General features: G+C 71.0%; 14 protein-coding genes. 12 read left to right on the plus strand and 2 right to left on the minus strand.

The window, feature by feature from the left end; genetic code table 11:
- The first annotated feature begins 71 nt into the window (after window positions 1-71).
- The 9 genes from rsmI to P2L57_RS32695 all read left to right on the plus strand — a co-directional run bounded on the left by rsmI (window position 72) and on the right by P2L57_RS32695 (window position 11,026).
- On the plus strand, window positions 72-917 hold the full coding sequence (gene rsmI / locus P2L57_RS32655) for a 16S rRNA (cytidine(1402)-2'-O)-methyltransferase (RefSeq protein ID WP_275820745.1): 846 nt from the start codon (window positions 72-74) through the stop codon (window positions 915-917).
- Window positions 918-1,130: 213 nt separating this feature from the next.
- A complete protein-coding gene (locus tag P2L57_RS32660) occupies window positions 1,131-1,613 on the plus strand; it encodes a hypothetical protein (RefSeq protein WP_275820747.1) in 483 nt (160 codons plus the stop codon).
- 57 nt (window positions 1,614-1,670) lie between these two features.
- A complete protein-coding gene (locus tag P2L57_RS32665; protein ID WP_275820749.1) occupies window positions 1,671-2,567 on the plus strand; it encodes a TatD family hydrolase in 897 nt (298 codons plus the stop codon).
- A gap of 119 nt (window positions 2,568-2,686) precedes the next feature.
- The gene (locus P2L57_RS32670; protein WP_275820751.1) at window positions 2,687-4,042 is read left to right on the plus strand and encodes a resuscitation-promoting factor; all 1,356 of its coding nucleotides are present in this window, start codon (window positions 2,687-2,689) and stop codon (window positions 4,040-4,042) included.
- A 159-nt stretch (window positions 4,043-4,201) separates the two neighbouring features.
- A complete protein-coding gene (gene rsmA, locus P2L57_RS32675; protein ID WP_275820753.1) occupies window positions 4,202-5,098 on the plus strand; it encodes a 16S rRNA (adenine(1518)-N(6)/adenine(1519)-N(6))-dimethyltransferase RsmA in 897 nt (298 codons plus the stop codon).
- The gene (locus P2L57_RS32680; protein WP_275820755.1) at window positions 5,095-6,018 is read left to right on the plus strand and encodes a 4-(cytidine 5'-diphospho)-2-C-methyl-D-erythritol kinase; all 924 of its coding nucleotides are present in this window, start codon (window positions 5,095-5,097) and stop codon (window positions 6,016-6,018) included. Before rsmA ends, P2L57_RS32680 begins: the two co-directional genes overlap by 4 nt.
- A gap of 180 nt (window positions 6,019-6,198) precedes the next feature.
- The gene (locus P2L57_RS32685; RefSeq protein WP_275820758.1) at window positions 6,199-8,001 is read left to right on the plus strand and encodes an ABC-F family ATP-binding cassette domain-containing protein; all 1,803 of its coding nucleotides are present in this window, start codon (window positions 6,199-6,201) and stop codon (window positions 7,999-8,001) included.
- Window positions 8,002-8,268: 267 nt separating this feature from the next.
- Window positions 8,269-9,993, plus strand: a complete 1,725-nt coding sequence (locus tag P2L57_RS32690) for an outer membrane protein assembly factor BamB family protein (RefSeq protein ID WP_275820760.1) — start codon at window positions 8,269-8,271, stop codon at window positions 9,991-9,993.
- Window positions 9,994-10,348: 355 nt separating this feature from the next.
- A complete protein-coding gene (locus tag P2L57_RS32695) occupies window positions 10,349-11,026 on the plus strand; it encodes a helix-turn-helix transcriptional regulator (protein WP_275820762.1) in 678 nt (225 codons plus the stop codon).
- Between the two features lie 37 nt (window positions 11,027-11,063).
- Here P2L57_RS32695 and P2L57_RS32700 read toward each other — a convergent pair whose 3' ends face one another.
- Both P2L57_RS32700 and P2L57_RS32705 read right to left on the minus strand, forming a co-directional pair.
- On the minus strand, window positions 11,064-11,342 hold the full coding sequence (locus tag P2L57_RS32700; RefSeq protein WP_275820764.1) for a hypothetical protein: 279 nt from the start codon (window positions 11,340-11,342) through the stop codon (window positions 11,064-11,066).
- A gap of 35 nt (window positions 11,343-11,377) precedes the next feature.
- The gene (locus tag P2L57_RS32705; protein ID WP_275820766.1) at window positions 11,378-13,048 is read right to left on the minus strand and encodes a sodium:solute symporter family protein; all 1,671 of its coding nucleotides are present in this window, start codon (window positions 13,046-13,048) and stop codon (window positions 11,378-11,380) included.
- 220 nt (window positions 13,049-13,268) lie between these two features.
- Between P2L57_RS32705 and galT the strand changes: the two genes are divergently transcribed.
- The 3 genes from galT (at window position 13,269) to galK (ending at window position 16,679) form a co-directional block, all read left to right on the plus strand.
- Complete coding sequence (gene galT, locus P2L57_RS32710; RefSeq protein ID WP_275820768.1) at window positions 13,269-14,399, plus strand: galactose-1-phosphate uridylyltransferase; 1,131 nt, start codon at window positions 13,269-13,271, stop codon at window positions 14,397-14,399.
- A gap of 67 nt (window positions 14,400-14,466) precedes the next feature.
- Window positions 14,467-15,543 carry a UDP-glucose 4-epimerase GalE gene (galE, locus tag P2L57_RS32715; RefSeq protein ID WP_275820770.1) on the plus strand — a complete coding sequence of 359 codons (1,077 nt, stop codon included), beginning with the start codon at window positions 14,467-14,469 and terminating at the stop codon, window positions 15,541-15,543.
- Complete coding sequence (gene galK, locus P2L57_RS32720; RefSeq protein WP_275820772.1) at window positions 15,540-16,679, plus strand: galactokinase; 1,140 nt, start codon at window positions 15,540-15,542, stop codon at window positions 16,677-16,679. Before galE ends, galK begins: the two co-directional genes overlap by 4 nt.
- Window positions 16,680-16,756: the final 77 nt, after the last annotated feature.

A 16,756-nucleotide genomic window follows, 5' to 3' on the forward strand; every position in this document is an offset into this window, starting at 1 on the left:
GGTCGGTCTGTCACGGCGGTGGAAAACCCCGGGCGCCGGGGTGCGGGCTCGGGTAGGGGACACTGGTCGGCGTGAGCGGAACCCTCGTACTGGCCGGAACCCCGATCGGCGACCCGGAAGACGCGCCCCCGCGCCTGTCGGCGGAGCTGGTGGCGGCCGATGTGATCGCGGCGGAGGACACCCGGCGGCTGCGCCGCCTGACGGCCGCGCTCGGGGTGACCCCGGCCGGGCGGGTGGTCTCGTACTTCGAGGGCAACGAAAGCGCCCGCACCCCGGAACTGGTCGAGGCGCTCGCCGGGGGCAGCCGGGTGCTGCTGGTCACCGACGCCGGAATGCCGTCGGTCTCCGACCCCGGCTACCGCCTGGTGGCGGCGGCGGTCGAGCACGACATCCGGGTGACGGCCGTGCCCGGGCCGTCGGCCGTCCTCACCGCGCTGGCGCTGTCCGGCCTGCCGGTGGACCGCTTCTGCTTCGAGGGCTTCCTTCCGCGCAAGACCGGCGAGCGCCTGACCCGGCTGCGGGAGGTCGCGGACGAACGCCGCACGCTGGTGTACTTCGAGGCCCCGCACCGCCTGGACGACACCCTCACCGCGATGGCGGAGGTCTTCGGCGCGGACCGCCGCGCCGCGGTCTGCCGCGAGCTGACCAAGACCTACGAGGAGGTCAAGCGCGGTCCGCTGAAGGACCTGGCGGCCTGGGCGGCCGAGGGCGTACGCGGCGAGATCACCGTGGTCGTCGAGGGCGCCCCGGCGGTGCCCCCGCAGGCGCTGGAACCGGCCGAGCTCGCCCGCCGGGTCGCGGTCCGGGAGTCCGCGGGCGAAGCCCGCAAGGCCGCCATCGCGGCCGTCGCCGCCGAGGCCGGAGTGCCGAAGCGCCAGGTGTTCGACGCCGTCGTGGCCGCCAAAACCGCCCGCTGACCAGCGCCCCCGGCAGCCCGTCACAAGTCGCGGTAAAGGTCTAACGTGGACGGGTAAAGGCGCTGTGGCGAAAGCGTCGGCCACAGCCCACAAACAGCCCAAATCTGGCTCAAGAGACGGGAACCACTGCTGCGCCGCGCCATCGAGAGGCGTTCGCTGGTAGTGGGAAAGTCCCGCTCCGGACACCTTGTCCGGAGGGCATCAGGAGCTGCCATGAGCGAGGCCATCGGCACCCCGTACGGAGACCCCGCCCCCGGCTCGGCGTCGGCCGAGACCGTTCACGAGGCCTATGCGTTCGCGTGCTTGCGCTGCGGGCACGGATGGGAGCAGTCGTACGACATAGTGCACACCACCGACGAGACCGGTCGGACGACCGTCACCTACTACGACGCGGGTCATGCGCGAGTGCCCTCGCCGCTGACCCGACCGGTATGCCAGAACTGCGGCGGCCACACGGTCCGCATCATGCGGTCCGGGCGGGTGTCCGTCGCCCGCCGCTGGGATCCGATGATCCTGCCGTTCCCCGAGCAGTACGGGGCCGTCTCCGAGCGGCACGACGCCGCCTACGAAAGCGGTGGGCCCGACCAGGGTGCGTCCGGCGACTCGGCGGCCAAGCCGCGCCACCACTGGAGCCTCGCGGACCTCTTCCACCTCTTCCATCGCGGCCACGGCCGCGACCGGGACCGCGCGGCCTGATCCGGTCGGCCACTCCCGCGTACCGCCCCCGGACACGGCGTCCGTAGACTCCGGGGCATGGCGGCACAAGGATCCCCCAAGCAGGACAAGGCGGCGGCTCCGCCGCTCCCGGAGCCGTTGCGGGTACCGGTCGCCGATTCGCACACCCACCTGGACATGCAGGACGGCACGGTCGAGGAGGCCCTGGCCAAGGCCGCCTCGGTCGGTGTCACCACCCTGGTACAGGTCGGCTGCGACCTCGCCGGATCGCGCTGGGCGGCCGAAACCGCGGCCGCCCACGAGAGCGTGCACGCCACCGTGGCGCTGCACCCCAACGAGGCGCCGCGCATCGTCCACGGGGACCCGGACGGCTGGTCCCGGCAGGGCGCCAGGCAACCGGGCGGCCTCGCCGCCCTTGACGCGGCGCTGGAGGAGATCGCGGCGCTCGCCGCGCTCCCGCAGGTGCGCGGGGTCGGCGAGACCGGGCTCGACTACTTCCGTACCGGCCCCGACGGCGTCGAGGCGCAGACGTACTCCTTCCGCCGGCACGTCGAGATCGCCAAGCGGTACGACAAGGCGCTGGTCATCCACGATCGCGAGGCGCACGCGGACGTCCTGCGGGTGCTTGCGGAGGAGGGCGCTCCGCGGATCGTGGTCTTCCACTGCTACTCGGGCGACGCGCAGATGGCCAAGGTCTGTGCCGAGGCCGGGTACTACATGTCCTTCGCGGGCAACGTCACCTTCAAGTCCGCGCAGCCGCTGCGCGACGCGCTGGCGGTCGCACCGCTCGACCTGCTGCTCGTGGAGACCGACGCGCCGTTCCTCACCCCTGCGCCGTACCGGGGGCGGCCCAACGCGCCGTATCTGGTTCCGGTGACGCTGCGGGCGATGGCGGCGGCCAAGGGCGTCGACGAGGACGAGCTGGCCGCGGCCATCGGCGCCAACACCGCGCGGGCGTTCGGCTATGCGCCGTAATTTTCCCGAACTTCCCCGATTTTCACTACACGGGGTGACATAGCCGCTTTGGAGAGTGGCGACGGTGTTCGCTAGGGTCCTCCTCCCGACAACGGGGGAGCCGGACCTGTGGAGTCGTCGTGAGCAGTTCGCAGGGCAGTCATCGAGGGGGCCGCGGCACCCGCGTCGCACCCCGGCCCGCACCGCCGTTCGCTGATTCCGCGGGCGGCACCGCGACCGCCGTGCTCCCGCGCCAGTCCGCCCACCAGGCCGCGCCCCCGCCGCCCTACCCGCCCCCGTACGAGGGAACTCGCGCGGCCGCCCGGCAGAGCCGCAAGGCCGCCTCCGGCCGGACCGTGCGCCAGGGCACCCGAAAGGCGGGGCGGGGCAGACGCGCGGTGCGACCGGATCCGCTGCGCCAGCTGCTGCCGCGGGCCCTGGTGGTCGCCTTCCTCGCCGGGGGCACCAGCGCGTACCTGTCCGGTGAGAAGGACGTCGAACTCACCGTCGACGGCACCCCGCGCACCCTGCACACCTTCGCCGGCGACGTGCCGGAACTCCTGCGGCGGCAGCACATCCCGGTCGGCGACCACGACATCGTCGCCCCGGCCCCGGACGCCGGACTGCACGACGGTGACGATGTCGCCGTGCGCTACGGCCGCCCCATCGCCCTCACCCTCGACGGGCAGCCGCACCGGGTGTGGACCACCGCCCGCACGGTCGACGAGGCGCTGCGGCAACTCGGGGTACGGGCCGAAGGGGCCCATCTGTCCGCCTCCCGAGACGCGGCGATCGGCCGGGCGGGCCTGCGGCTCGACGTACGCACCGAGCGGACCGTGACGTTCCTTGCGGACGGCAGGGAGCACACCGTCCGCACCAACGCCGCCACCGTGCGCCAGGCGGCATCCGAGGCGGGCATCGTCTTCGGCGCCCAGGACACCACCTCCGTCGACCCGGGCAGCTATCCGCGCGACGGTCAGACCGTCTCCGTCATGCGCATCACCGGCAGCACCCAGGTCCGCGAGGAGCCGATCCCGTTCCACACCGTCAGGCAGCCGGACCCGACGCAGTTCAAGGGCACCGAGGTGGTGGTGATCCCCGGTGAGGTCGGCGTGCGCCAGGTCACCTACGAGCAGCGGACCGTCAACGGCGTCAAGGGCAGGCCGCGGCGGACCGCCGCCCGGGTGCTGAAGGAACCCATCGACGAGGTCATCGCCGTCGGCACCAGGGCGCGGCCCGGCTCCGTCGCCGGAGCCGACGGCCTCAACTGGTCGGGCCTCGCCCGCTGCGAGGCGGGCGGGCGGCCGAACGCCGTCGACCCGTCCGGCACCTACGGCGGCCTCTACCAGTTCGACACCCGCACCTGGCACGCCCTCGGCGGCACGGGTCGGCCGCAGGACGCCCCAGCGGCCGAGCAGACCTACCGCGCCAAGAAGCTGTACGTGCGACGCGGTGCCAGCCCCTGGCCGGTGTGCGGGCGCAAGCTGATGTCCTAGCCGGGCGGGTCCTGGCGGGGTTGCGACCGGTTCGACACGCCGGTCGACGCCGTCGTTGCCCGCGGCAGCGGGCAACCACGGCGTCGGGAACCGGTGGTATCGAACGCACCGAGACCCCGACCAGAGCCCTGCCGCCGAGCGCGAGCATAAACTTCTGCGGTGAGCTCCAGCCCCAGCACCACCCCCGCCCCCGATGAGCCCGGTCCGCTGCTCGGTCCCGCCGACATCCGCGAACTGGCCGCCGCGCTGGGCGTACGCCCCACCAAGCAGCGCGGCCAGAACTTCGTCATCGACGCCAACACGGTGCGCCGCATCGTGCGGACCGCCGGGGTGCGGCCCGAGGACGTGGTGGTCGAGGTCGGCCCCGGGCTCGGCTCGCTGACCCTGGCCCTGCTGGAGGTCGCCGACCGGGTCACCGCGGTGGAGATCGACGATGTGCTCGCCGCCGCGCTGCCCGCCACGATCGCCGGCCAGCTACCGCAGCGCGCCGACCGCTTCGCGCTGGTGCACCGGGACGCGATGCGGGTCACCGAGCTGCCGGGGCCCGCGCCGACCGCGCTGGTCGCCAACCTCCCGTACAACGTGGCCGTCCCGGTGCTGCTGCACATGCTGGAGACCTTCCCGTCCATCGAGCGCACCCTGGTGATGGTGCAGTCCGAGGTCGCCGACCGGCTCGCGGCCGCGCCCGGCTCGAAGGTGTACGGGGTCCCGTCGGTGAAGGCGGCCTGGTACGCGGAGGTCAAGCGGGCGGGCGCGATCGGCCGCAATGTCTTCTGGCCCGCCCCGAACGTCGACTCCGGGCTGGTGTCCCTGGTGCGGCGCGCGGAGCCGCCGAAGACCACGGTGGCTCGTGAGGAGGTCTTCGCGGTGATCGACGCGGCCTTCGCCCAGCGCCGCAAGACGCTGCGCGCCGCGCTCGCCGGGTGGGCGGGATCGGCGGCGGCGGCCGAGGCGGCGCTGACCGCCGCCGGGGTGTCGCCGCAGGCCCGCGGTGAGTCGCTGACCATCGACGAGTTCGCCCGTATCGCCGAGAACAAGGGGGCAGCAGCCCAGTGACCGCGTCCGTCGTCGTCCGTGCGCCCGCCAAGGTCAACGTCCAACTGGCCGTCGGCGGGCTGCGCCCGGACGGCTTCCACGACCTGGCGAACGTCTTCCTCGCCGTCGGCCTCCACGACGAGGTCACCGCCACCCCCGCCGACCGGCTGCGGATCACCGCCTCCGGCCCGGACGCCGACCAGGTGCCGCTGGACGAGACCAACCTGGCGGCCCGTGCCGCCCTCGCCCTCGCCGCGCGACGCGGTGTTCCCGCCGACGTGCATCTGCACATCGCCAAGGACATCCCCGTCGCGGGCGGCATGGCGGGCGGCAGCGCGGACGGTGCGGCGGCGCTGCTCGCCTGCGACGCGCTGTGGGGTACCGGCGCGAGCCGCACCGAACTCCTGGAGATCTGTGCGGAGTTGGGCAGCGATGTGCCGTTCAGTCTGGTGGGCGGCGCCGCGCTCGGCCGGGGGCGCGGCGAACTGCTCGAACCCCTGGAGACCGGCGGCACCTTCCACTGGGCCTTCGCGGTCGCCGACGGCGGCCTGTCCACCCCGGCCGTCTACCGCGAGTGCGACCGCCTTCGCGAGGCGTCCGGCCATGGCTGCACCGCGGTCGAGCTGCCCGACCCGCAGCCCTCCCCGGCGCTGCTGGACGCGCTGCGCACGGGGGACACCGGCGCCCTCGCCGGTGCCCTGGCCAACGACCTCCAGGCCGCCGCGGTCTCCCTGCGCCCCTCCCTCGCCGACACCCTGCGCGCGGGCAGCACGGGCGGCGCCCTGGCCGCTCTGGTCTCCGGCTCCGGCCCCACCTGCGCCTTTCTGGCCAAGGACCCGGAGAACGCCGAGGCCGTCGCCGAAGCGCTGCTGGCCTCCGGCACTTGCCGCGCGGTACGGGTGACCTCCGGTCCGGCCCCGGGGGCGATGGTCGTGGGCTGACGCTCTCGGGGCCGCGGTTGGCTTGGCACCGCCGGGCCACGCCGTGGGGGTTACCCCGCCGCTGCGGCGGATTTGTCCGGGGCAAGCCCCCAGACCCCCGGTCCCGCGGCCGCCACCCTGGCGCACCCGCGCCCATCGGTACGCTGGAAAGCCCGACGCAGTCGCCACGCATGGAGAAAAATGGCAGTCAACCTCGTCAACGCCGAGTCCATCGGCAAGGTGTACGGGACCCGTACCCTGCTCGACGGCACATCCCTCGGCGTATCGGAGGGCGACCGCATCGGCGTCGTCGGCCGCAACGGTGACGGCAAGACCACTCTCATCCGCATCCTCGCCAAGCTGGAGGAGCCGGACCGCGGCCGGGTCACCCATGTCAGTGATCTACGGCTCGGCGTGCTCACCCAGCACGACTCGCTCGACCCGGCGGCCACCATCCGGCACGAGGTGGTCGGCGACCTCGCCGACCACGAGTGGGCGGGCAACGCCAAGATCCGGGACGTACTGACCGGGCTGTTCGGCGGCCTTGACCTGCCCGGCTTCGCACAGGGCCTGGACACCGTGATCGGCCCGCTCTCCGGTGGCGAGCGCCGCCGCATCGCGCTGGCCAAGCTGCTCATCGCCGAGCAGGACCTGCTGGTGCTCGACGAGCCCACCAACCACCTCGACGTGGAGGGCATCGCCTGGCTCGCCGCCCACCTGCAGGTGCGGCGCACCGCACTGGTGTGCGTCACCCACGATCGCTGGTTCCTCGACCAGGTGTGCACCCGGATGTGGGACGTACAGCGCGCCGAGGTCTACGAGTACGAGGGCGGTTACTCCGACTACGTCTTCGCCCGCGCCGAACGCGAGCGCCGCGCCGCCACCGAGGAGGCCAAGCGGCAGAACCTGGCCCGCAAGGAGTTGGCGTGGCTGCGCCGGGGCGCCCCGGCGCGTACCAGTAAGCCGCGCTTCCGCATCGAGGCGGCGAACGAGCTGATCGCCGATGTGCCGCCGCCCCGGGACTCCGCCGAGCTGATGAAGTTCGCCAACTCCCGGCTCGGCAAGACGGTCTTCGACCTGGAGAACGTGACCGTCAACGCCGGTGACAAGCTGCTGCTCAAGCACCTGACCTGGCAGCTGGGCCCCGGCGACCGGATCGGCCTGGTCGGCGTCAACGGCGCGGGCAAGACCTCGCTGCTGCGGGCGCTCGCCGACGCCGCGTACTCCGGCGGCGAGCGGCAGCCCGCGGGCGGACGGGTGACGGTCGGCAGGACGGTCAAGCTCGCCTACCTCTCACAGGAGGTCGCCGAACTCGACCCGAACTGGCGGGTGTTGGAGGCGGTCGAGCGGGTACGGCAGCGCGTCGACCTGGGCAAGGGCCGGGAGATGACCGCCTCGCAGCTGTGCGAGCGGTTCGGCTTCACGAAGGAGAAGCAGTGGACACCGGTCGGCGACCTGTCCGGCGGTGAGCGGCGCCGACTGCAGTTGCTGCGGCTGCTGATGGACGAGCCGAACGTCCTCTTCCTCGACGAGCCGACCAACGACCTGGACATCGAGACCCTCACCCAGCTCGAAGACCTGCTGGACGGCTGGCCCGGATCGCTGGTGGTGATCAGCCATGACCGCTACTTCATAGAGCGCACCACGGACCGGGTGTTCGCGCTGCTCGGCGACGCGACGCTGCGGATGCTGCCGCGCGGCATCGACGAGTACCTGGAGCGGCGGCGTGCCGCGATCGAGGCCGCGTCGGCCACCACCGCGTCCGCGGGCCCCGCCAAGCGCAAGTCGTCGGCGGCCGACGCCCGCGCCGCGAAGAAGGAACTGCAGCGGATCGAGCGCCAACTCGACAAGATCGGCGAGAAGGAAGCGAAGCTGCACGCCCAAATCGCCGACAACCCCACGGACTTCGAGAACGTGGCGAAGCTGGACGCCGAGTTGCGTGGACTGCGTGATGAGCGCGAGGAGTTGGAGATGCGCTGGCTGGAGCTGGCGGACGAGGTGTAAAGGCCTCGTGGAGGGGGTTGGCGCGGGCATAACGGCGGTGTTACGCGATCGGACCGGCCCGCTGCGGTGTCCGTATCGGGTGATACAAAGAGTGCCCGCTTGATCCCAAGCCTTAACGAGTACGAGGTCTGCCCTGGGCGGGCCTACAGACGCATACGGGGGAAACCGCTCATGTCCCAGCCGCCTGGCGGTCCTGGAAATCCTGGCGCGTCCGCAGCGCCGGAACCACCGGCGGACCGGCCGCAGTCCCCGGCCGCGCCGCACGAGATGCCGACCCAGATGGCGGGCGCGGCCGTTCCGCCGCCGCCCGCACCCCAGGGTCAGCCGCCGCAGGCACCGCCGCCGCCTCCTCCGGGCCAGCCGCAGCAGCCCCCGCCGCCTCCGGGCCAGCCGCAGTACGGCTATCCGCCGCAGCCCGGTTACGGCTACCCGCAGCAGCCCCCGGCCCAGGGCGGCCAGAACCCGTACCAGCCGCCGCCGCAGTACGGCTATCCGCAGCAGCAGTCCCCGTACGCCCAGCAGCCGGCGACCCAGCCGATGCCGCAGCAGGGTTGGGGCGGCAATCTCTACGGCCAACCGCAGCAGCCGCCCTACCCGGGCGTGCCCGGCGCCCCTTCGGGCAACCGCCTGTCGGGCGGCAAGCTGGCCGGGGTGATCGCGGGCATCGTCGCGGCGGTGCTGGCGATCTCCGGTGGCGTGTGGATGCTGACGTCGTCGGGGAACGGGCCGAACTCGAAGCCCACGGCCAGTGGTTCGGGCGGCACCAACCCCGGCTCCGGGGACAACGGCCCGCACAACGCCGTGGGCAAGGTCGCCTGGACGGTGCCCGCACCCACGGTGACGAAGGACCAGAACATCGCCGCCACACCGGGCATGTGGTTCAGCGGCGACGATGTCGTCAAGCAGACGCCGAACGCCGTCACCGCGTACAACCTCGGCTCCGGCCAGCAGCACTGGACGGTGCCGTCCCCGTCGGGCAAGACCTGCGACGCCGCAAACGACATCGTGAACAACAAGATCGCCGTGCAGTACGGAGCGCACTGCGAGAACGTGATGGTCATCGACGCGTCGACCGGCAAGATGGCGTGGAACAAGCCTCTCGGCCTCTCCGCCGGCTCCATCCTCGACTACACGGACATGGCGATCAGCGGTGACGTGCTCGCCCTGGAGGCATCGAGCCAGACGGCGTCGTTCCAGGTGAGCACCGGAAAGCCGCTGTGGCACTCCAACAACGGCTCCGACTGCAACGACAAGGGCTTCGCCGGTGGTTCGCAGATGGTCGAGGTGTACTACTGCGGTGGCGACTCGGAGAAGAACAACCACGTCTCCCTGATCGACCCGATGTCCGGCAAGCCCAAGTGGACGTGGGACGCCCCGGCCGGTACGCAGGTGGTCAGCGTGGTCTCGGTCAACCCGGTGGTCGTCGGCATCAGCGCGGGCGACCTGTCGATGACCGACATCTGGAGCATCGACGGCGGTCGGCTCGGCGGCAAGATCTCGCTGGGCAAGGGCGGTTCGGGCCAGGGCAAGTACGCGGTCAGCTGCCCGCCGAACAGGATGACCCCGTGCACCAACGTCGCCGTGTCCGGCGGCACGCTCTACATGGCGACCACCGAGCACTCCGGCAGCAGCAGCTCGGTCAGGTCCACCAACGAGATCGCGGCGTTCAACCTGTCGGACGGCAACGGCAAGTGGCTCTCCAAGAGCGGGGACAACACCATGGATCTGGTGACCATGGACGGCAACTCCCTGATCGCCTACCAGAAGTCCGACTTCGAACACGCAGGCAAGGTCCTCAAGGTCGACGTGTCCAACGGGGCGCTGTCCACGTACACGACGTTCGACGACTCCACCCAGCAGCAGGAGCACGACCTGGACTCCGCGGGTCTGAACGACGTGGTCTTCGGGTGGCACAACAACACCCTGGCGATGTCCATGACCCAGATCTACAGCGGCGGCTTGGACAAGTACCTCATCGGCGCACTGCACTGACCCTGCCCGCACCTCCCTGGCACCCACGGCCGCCCGGCCCGCCCGCACCCCAAGTGCGGGCGGCCGGGCGGCCGTTCGTGTCGGGTTGACGGGGGAGTGGCGGTGTAGCGACATCTCCCTATCGGCATGCGACAGAAACGGACTTTCTGTCGCATGTTCCGAACCCATCCGGACGGTTTCGCGCATGAACCGGCCAGGTAGGGAGGGATTTTCGGTATACGGGGATGCTTCTGACGGGTATGGGGCGCGGTATGTCGAACAAGCGTGTAGCTTCCGGGGCTATACCCGGGGCCGCAGGGGGTGTGGCGTGGGCGGGACGCCGGGAGGGGCTCGCGGGGAATGGGGGAGTGCCCAGATGGGCGTACGGATCGTGGTGGTCGACGACCACCGGTTGCTCGCGGAGGCGCTGGCCTCCGCGTTGAAGTTGCGTGGGCACCGGGTGCTCGCGGCCGGTGCGCCGAGTTCGGGTGCGGCGGACCTGGCGATCGCGCGGGCACCCGAGGTGTGCCTGATGGGCACGTCCACGCCCGCCGAGCCGGGCGTGTTCGACCCCGTGACGCGGATCAAGCGTGAGCGTCCCGCGATCGCGGTCATCGTGCTGGGGCCGGTGCCCAACCCGCGCGGTATCGCCGCCGCGTTCGCCGCCGGGGCATCCGGTTACGTACGCCACGACGAGCGCATCGAAGGCGTGGAGCGGGCGATGGCCAAGGCGCGGGCCGGGGAGGTCGCGGTCGCGCCGCAGTTGCTCCAGGGGGCGTTCGCCGAACTGCTGCACCCGGCGGCGGAGCCCGACGACGAGGGCAGCAGGCTGCTGCAGATGCTCACCCCGCGCGAGGTCGAGGTGCTGGTACGGGTCGCGGAGGGCGAGGACACCCGGCTGATCGCAGCCGGAATGGGGATCGCGCCGAGCACCGCCCGCACCCACGTGCAGCGGGTACTGATGAAGCTCGGCGTCGGATCACGTCTTGAGGCGGCGGCCCTCGCGGCCCGTACCGGACTGCTCGACCGGGCCGCGGGCCAGCCCGGCGGCTGACCGCCGGGTCCCGCGGCCCGCGGTCGGACCGCCACCGCTATTCGGCGTCGTCACCCTGCGGCGGCGTGGTGGGGCTGAGCTTCAGCCAGACCAGGAAGGCGAGACCGAGCAGCAGCATGCCGAGTCCCGTCCACAGGTTGATGTTGATGCCCTGCGCCTTGTGGATGTCGGCATCGGAGGCGGTGATCCCGGCGATCGTGACGATCACGCCGTAGACCACGAACAGACCGCCGATGATGCGGCGTACGTCGAAGAGGCGGGCCGCCGTCGCGGACTTGCGCTCCAGCTCCTCGACCTCGTGCTGATAGTCACTCATGGTGCGTTGCTCCTACGCGTTGGGCCGAAGGGACGTCAGAACGAGAACGGGACGTACAACGCCGCGGCGATGACCAGCGCGGCGGTGCCCAGCAGCGCGGGCCTGCGGTACCAGGCCTCGTCGCCCTCGGCGGGCGGTTCCTCCATACCCGGCGAGCGGGTCCCGTAGACGAGCCCGGCGAGCTCCTCCTCCGGCTTGGGCTTGGTGACCATGCTGACCGCGACCATGACCACCGCTCCGGCGACGAAGCCGACGATCGCGGAGACGAAGTTGGCGCCCTGGTCGCTGGGGATGGCGATGACGTGCTGCTTGTAGATGTAGAAGTAGTTGACCATCGCCGCGACGGTGCCCGCGAGCAGTCCCCAGAATCCGGCCTGTGCCGTGGTCCGCTTCCAGAACATGCCGATGATGAAGACCACGAACAACGGCACGTTGAAGAACGAGAACAGCGTCTGCAGATACGCCATGATGTTGCCGAAGCTGGAGGCCAGGAACGCGGTACCGATGCTGACCAGGACCCCGATGACGGTGATGATCCGGCCGAACCGCAGGTAGTACGCGTCCGATTCGCCGCGCTTGACGTACCGCGACCAGATGTCGTTGGTGAACACGGTGTTGAACGAGGAGACGTTGGCCGCCATGCCCGCCATGAACGCGGCCAGCAGTCCGGTCACGGCGATGCCCAGCACACCATTGGGCAGCAGGTCCTGCATCAGCAGCGGGATCGCGTCGTTGTAGGTCAGGTTCGAGCCGGGGGTGCCGATCTTGGGCGCGATGGCCGCCGCGATCAGGCCCGGTATCAGCACGCCGAAGACGATGAACACCTTCGGGAACGCCGCGATCAGCGGGGTGCGCCGGGCGGCGGAGAGGTTCTTGGCGGACAGCGCGCGCTGCACCTCGGCGAAGTTGGTGGTCCAGTAGCCGAAGCTGAGCACGAAACCGAGACCGAGCACGATGGTCAGCCAGTTGGCGCCCAGCGGGTTGGTCTCACCGATCGCCGTACCGCCCCAGGCGGTCACGAAGTTGTGGCCGTGCGAGTGGTCCAGGGTGGTGGTCAGGCCGTGCCAGCCGCCGACGCGCTTGAGGCCGACGATGACCAGCGGGATGAGCGCGGCGAGGATCACGAAGAACTGCAGCACCTCGTTGTAGATCGCCGAGGACAGCCCGCCGACCGTGATGTAGACGAGCACGAACAGTCCGGCGACCAGGATCGCCACCCAGATGGGCCAGCCGAGCAGGGCCTGGACCACGATCGCCATGGCGTACAGGTTGACGCCCGCGATCAGTACCGCGGACAGGGCGAACAGGACGGAGCTGAGCAGATGCGCGTTCTTGTCGAAGCGGTGCAGCAGGAACTCCGGCACCGACCGCACCTTCGAGCCGTAGTAGAACGGCATCATCACCAGGCCGAGGAAGACCATCGCGGGGATCGCGCCGATCCAGTACCAGTGGACGGTGTAGGCGCCGTACTGTGCGCCGTTGGCTGCCATGCCCAGGATCTCGGTGGCACCGAGGTTGGCGGCCACGAACGCCAGGCCGGTGACCCAGGCGGGAAGTGACCTTCCGGAGAGGAAGAAGTCGAGGCTGGTCTTCACGCTGCGTTTGGCAGCGAAACCAATGCCGAGGACTACCGCGAAGTAGATCACCAGGATCGCGTAGTCCAGTCCATTGGTGGGGAGCCGAAGCCCATCGGCCAGGTAAGGCATAGGTGGTCTCGCTTCTGGCGGCATCGTGGACGGAATCGCCTGAACGTAACGCCGGATGTTTGGAAAATGAACAGGCCTGGTGAAGTTCTTTGTTGGATCGTGATCGGAGTGGCGAGATTGCCCCGTTCTGGGTGCTATGCGCCTCGCCGTTGACGGGGACTGTTGGGTCGTGCTTCATTGTGTTGGATTCTGTTTGGAGTGGAAGTGAGGAGCTCAGCGGGTGAAGAAGACGACGACCCGGCTGGCCGACGGTCGCGAACTGGTCCACTACGACGCCCGTGACGACGCGGTGCGCGACGCCGTCGACCGCCGCCCGCTGGAGCCCACCACCACCGCCTCCGAGATCCGCCACGACCCGCTGCTGGACGAATGGGTCGCCGTCGCCTCCCACCGGCAGACCCGCACCTACCACCCGCCCGCCGACGAGTGCCCGCTGTGCCCCTCCCGGGACGGCAGGCACAGCGAGATCCCCGCATCCGACTACGACGTCGTCGTCTTCGAGAACCGCTTCCCCTCGCTGACCGGCGGACCGGGTGCGCGCACCGCCGAGGACCCCGGCGGTCTGCTCGCCCACCGCCCCGGCGCCGGGCGCTGCGAAGTGGTCTGCTTCACCCCCGACCACGACGCCTCCTTCGCCGACCTCACCCCCGACCAGGCCCGCCTGGTCCTCGACGCCTGGACCGACCGCACCGCCGAACTGTGCCAACTCCCCGGTGTGCGGCAGGTCTTCTGCTTCGAGAACCGCGGCCCGGAGATCGGCGTCACCCTCAGCCACCCGCACGGCCAGATCTACGCCTACCCGTTCACCACCCCGCGCACCGACCGCATGCTCCACTCCGTGGCCGCACACCGCGGACGCACCGGCCGCAACCTCTTCGACGACGTACTGGCCGCCGAACGAGCCGACGGCAACCGCCTGGTGATCACCGGCGACCACTGGACGGCCTTCGTCCCGCACGCCGCGCACTGGCCGTACGAGGTCCACCTCTACCCCAACCGGCGCGTCCCCGACCTGCTCGGTCTGGACGAGGCCGCCCGCGCCGAGTTCCCGCACATATACCTGGAGCTCTTGCGGCGCTTCGACCGGATCTTCGGCACCGGCGAGCCCCCCACCCCGTACATCGCCGCCTGGCACCAGGCGCCGGTCGGCCATGAACACCGCCGGGACTTCGCCCTCCACCTAGAGCTTTTCACCATCCGCCGCACTTCCGGCAAGCTGAAGTTCCTCGCCGGTTCCGAGTCCGGCATGAACGTGTTCATCAACGACGTACCCCCGGAAGCCGCCGCCGCGCGACTGCGCGAGATCGCCACACCGGGATACGACAGCCGGCACACAGCCCGCCCCCAGTGAGCACCACTACGGTGCGGGCAGCCGGACGACCAGTGGGCCGGGCACGGAAGAAGGCAGGACAACAGCAGTGAGCAGCAGCGCCAGCAAGATTCTCGTCACCGGCGGGGCAGGCTACGTCGGCAGCGTCGTCGCCGCGCATCTCCTGGAGACGGGACACCAGGTCACCGTCCTCGACGACCTGTCCACCGGGCACCGCGAAGGGGTTCCGGCGGGCGCGGAGTTCATCGAGGGCCGCATCCAGGACGCCCGCGACGTCCTCGACCCCTCGTACGGCGCCGTACTGCACTTCGCCGCCTTCTCCCAGGTCGGCGAGTCCGTCGCGCACCCCGAGAAGTACTGGCGCAACAACGTCGGCGGCACGCTGGACCTGCTGGACGCCATGCGCCGGGCGGATGTGCGCACCCTGGTCTTCTCCTCCACCGCCGCCACCTACGGCGAACCGGCGTCCGTCCCCATCACCGAGACCGACCCGACCGTTCCGACCAGCCCGTACGGAGCGTCGAAACTCGCCGTCGACCAGATGATCGGCGCCGAGTGCGCGGCGCACGGCCTGGCCGCCGTCTCCCTGCGGTACTTCAACGTCGCGGGCGCCTACGGGCCGTACGGCGAGCGGCACAACCCGGAGTCGCATCTGATCCCGCTGGTTCTGCAAGTGGCCTCCGGTAAACGCGAATCGATCGCCATCTACGGTGACGACTACTCCACGCCGGACGGCACCTGCGTCCGCGACTACATCCACGTCGCCGACCTCGCGGAAGCCCACCTGCTCGCCCTCGAAGCGGCCCGCCCGTCGCCCACCACCACCCTCAACGGAGACGCTGCGCGTCACGGCAATGCCCGCCCGTCGCCCACCACCACCCTCAGCGGAGACGCCGCGCGCCGCAGCGTCGAGCGCGGCGAACACCTCATCTGTAACCTCGGCAACGGCAACGGCTTCTCCGTCCGCGAAGTCATCGAAACCGTACGGAAGACCACCGGACACCCGATCCCGGAAGTCGTCGCGCCCCGCCGGGCCGGCGACCCGGCGGTACTCGTCGCCTCGGCCGAACGCGCCCGCACCCGGCTGGGCTGGAAACCATCCCGCGCCGACCTCGCCTCGATCGTCGAAGACGCGTGGGAGTTCGCGAAGGAGCACGGAAAGTGACGCAGAGCGAGTTCCGCAGGGTCTACCAGGCCGACCCCGAAGGGGTCTGGGCGGCCCCCGGACGCGTCAACCTCATCGGTGAACACACCGACTACAACGACGGCTTCGTGATGCCCTTCGCCCTGCCGCACACCACGACCGCCGCCGTCTCCCGGCGGACCGACGGCCTGCTGCGCCTGCACTCCTCCAACGCCCCCGCGCCGGTGGCCGAGTTGCGGATCGCGGACCTGGAGCCCGGAACGGCCGACGGCTGGACCGGGTACCCGGCGGGCGTGCTCTGGGCCCTGCGCGGCGCGGGCCACCACATCACCGGCGCCGACATCCACTACGACAGCACGGTCCCGGTCGGCGCCGGACTGTCCTCGTCCGCCGCACTGGAGGTCGTCACCGCACTGGCGCTCAGCGACCTGTACGAACTGGGGCTGCAGCGCTGGCAGTTGGCGCGGCTGTGCCAGCGCGCCGAGAACGTCTTCGTCGGCGCGCCCACCGGCATCATGGACCAGACCGCGTCCGCCTGCTGCCAGCCGGGGCACGCCCTGTACCTGGACACCCGCGACCTCTCGCAGCGACAGATCCCCTTCGACCTCGCGGCCGAAGGCCTGCGCCTGCTCGTCGTCGACACCCGCGTCAAACACGCCCACAGCGACGGGGCGTACGGCGAGCGGCGGCGCGGATGCGAGGAGGCGGCCGCGGCCCTGGGCGTGGTGGCGTTGCGCGACATCCCGCACGACGAGCTGGACGCGGCGCTCGGCCGGTTGGCGGACGACGGGCTGCGACGGCTGGTCCGCCACATCGTCACCGAGAACCACCGGGTGGAGCAGGTCGTCGAACGCCTGGAGGCCGGCGACACCCGCGCCATCGGTCCCGTGCTGACGGCCGGACACGCCTCACTGCGGGATGACTTCCGCATCTCCTGCGCCGAGTTGGACCTGGCGGTGGAGACGGCGCTGTCCTCCGGTGCGCTGGGTGCCCGGATGACCGGAGGCGGCTTCGGTGGCTCGGCGATCGCCCTCGTCGAGGACGCGGCCACCGACAAGGTCACCGAGGCGATCACCGGCGCCTTCGCCGCGGAGAATCATCTGGCGCCGCGAGTCTTCACCGCCGTCCCCGGCGCGGGCGCTCGCCGCATCGACTGACGGCGCACCCGAAATCCCCTACCGCGCAAAGGGGTTGGCGGCGCCGTCCCGGGGAGGCGCGCGGGATACCCTCACGC

Origin of the sequence: Streptantibioticus ferralitis (genome assembly GCF_029223525.1) — a bacterium.
GTDB lineage: Bacteria > Actinomycetota > Actinomycetes > Streptomycetales > Streptomycetaceae > Streptantibioticus_A > Streptantibioticus_A ferralitis.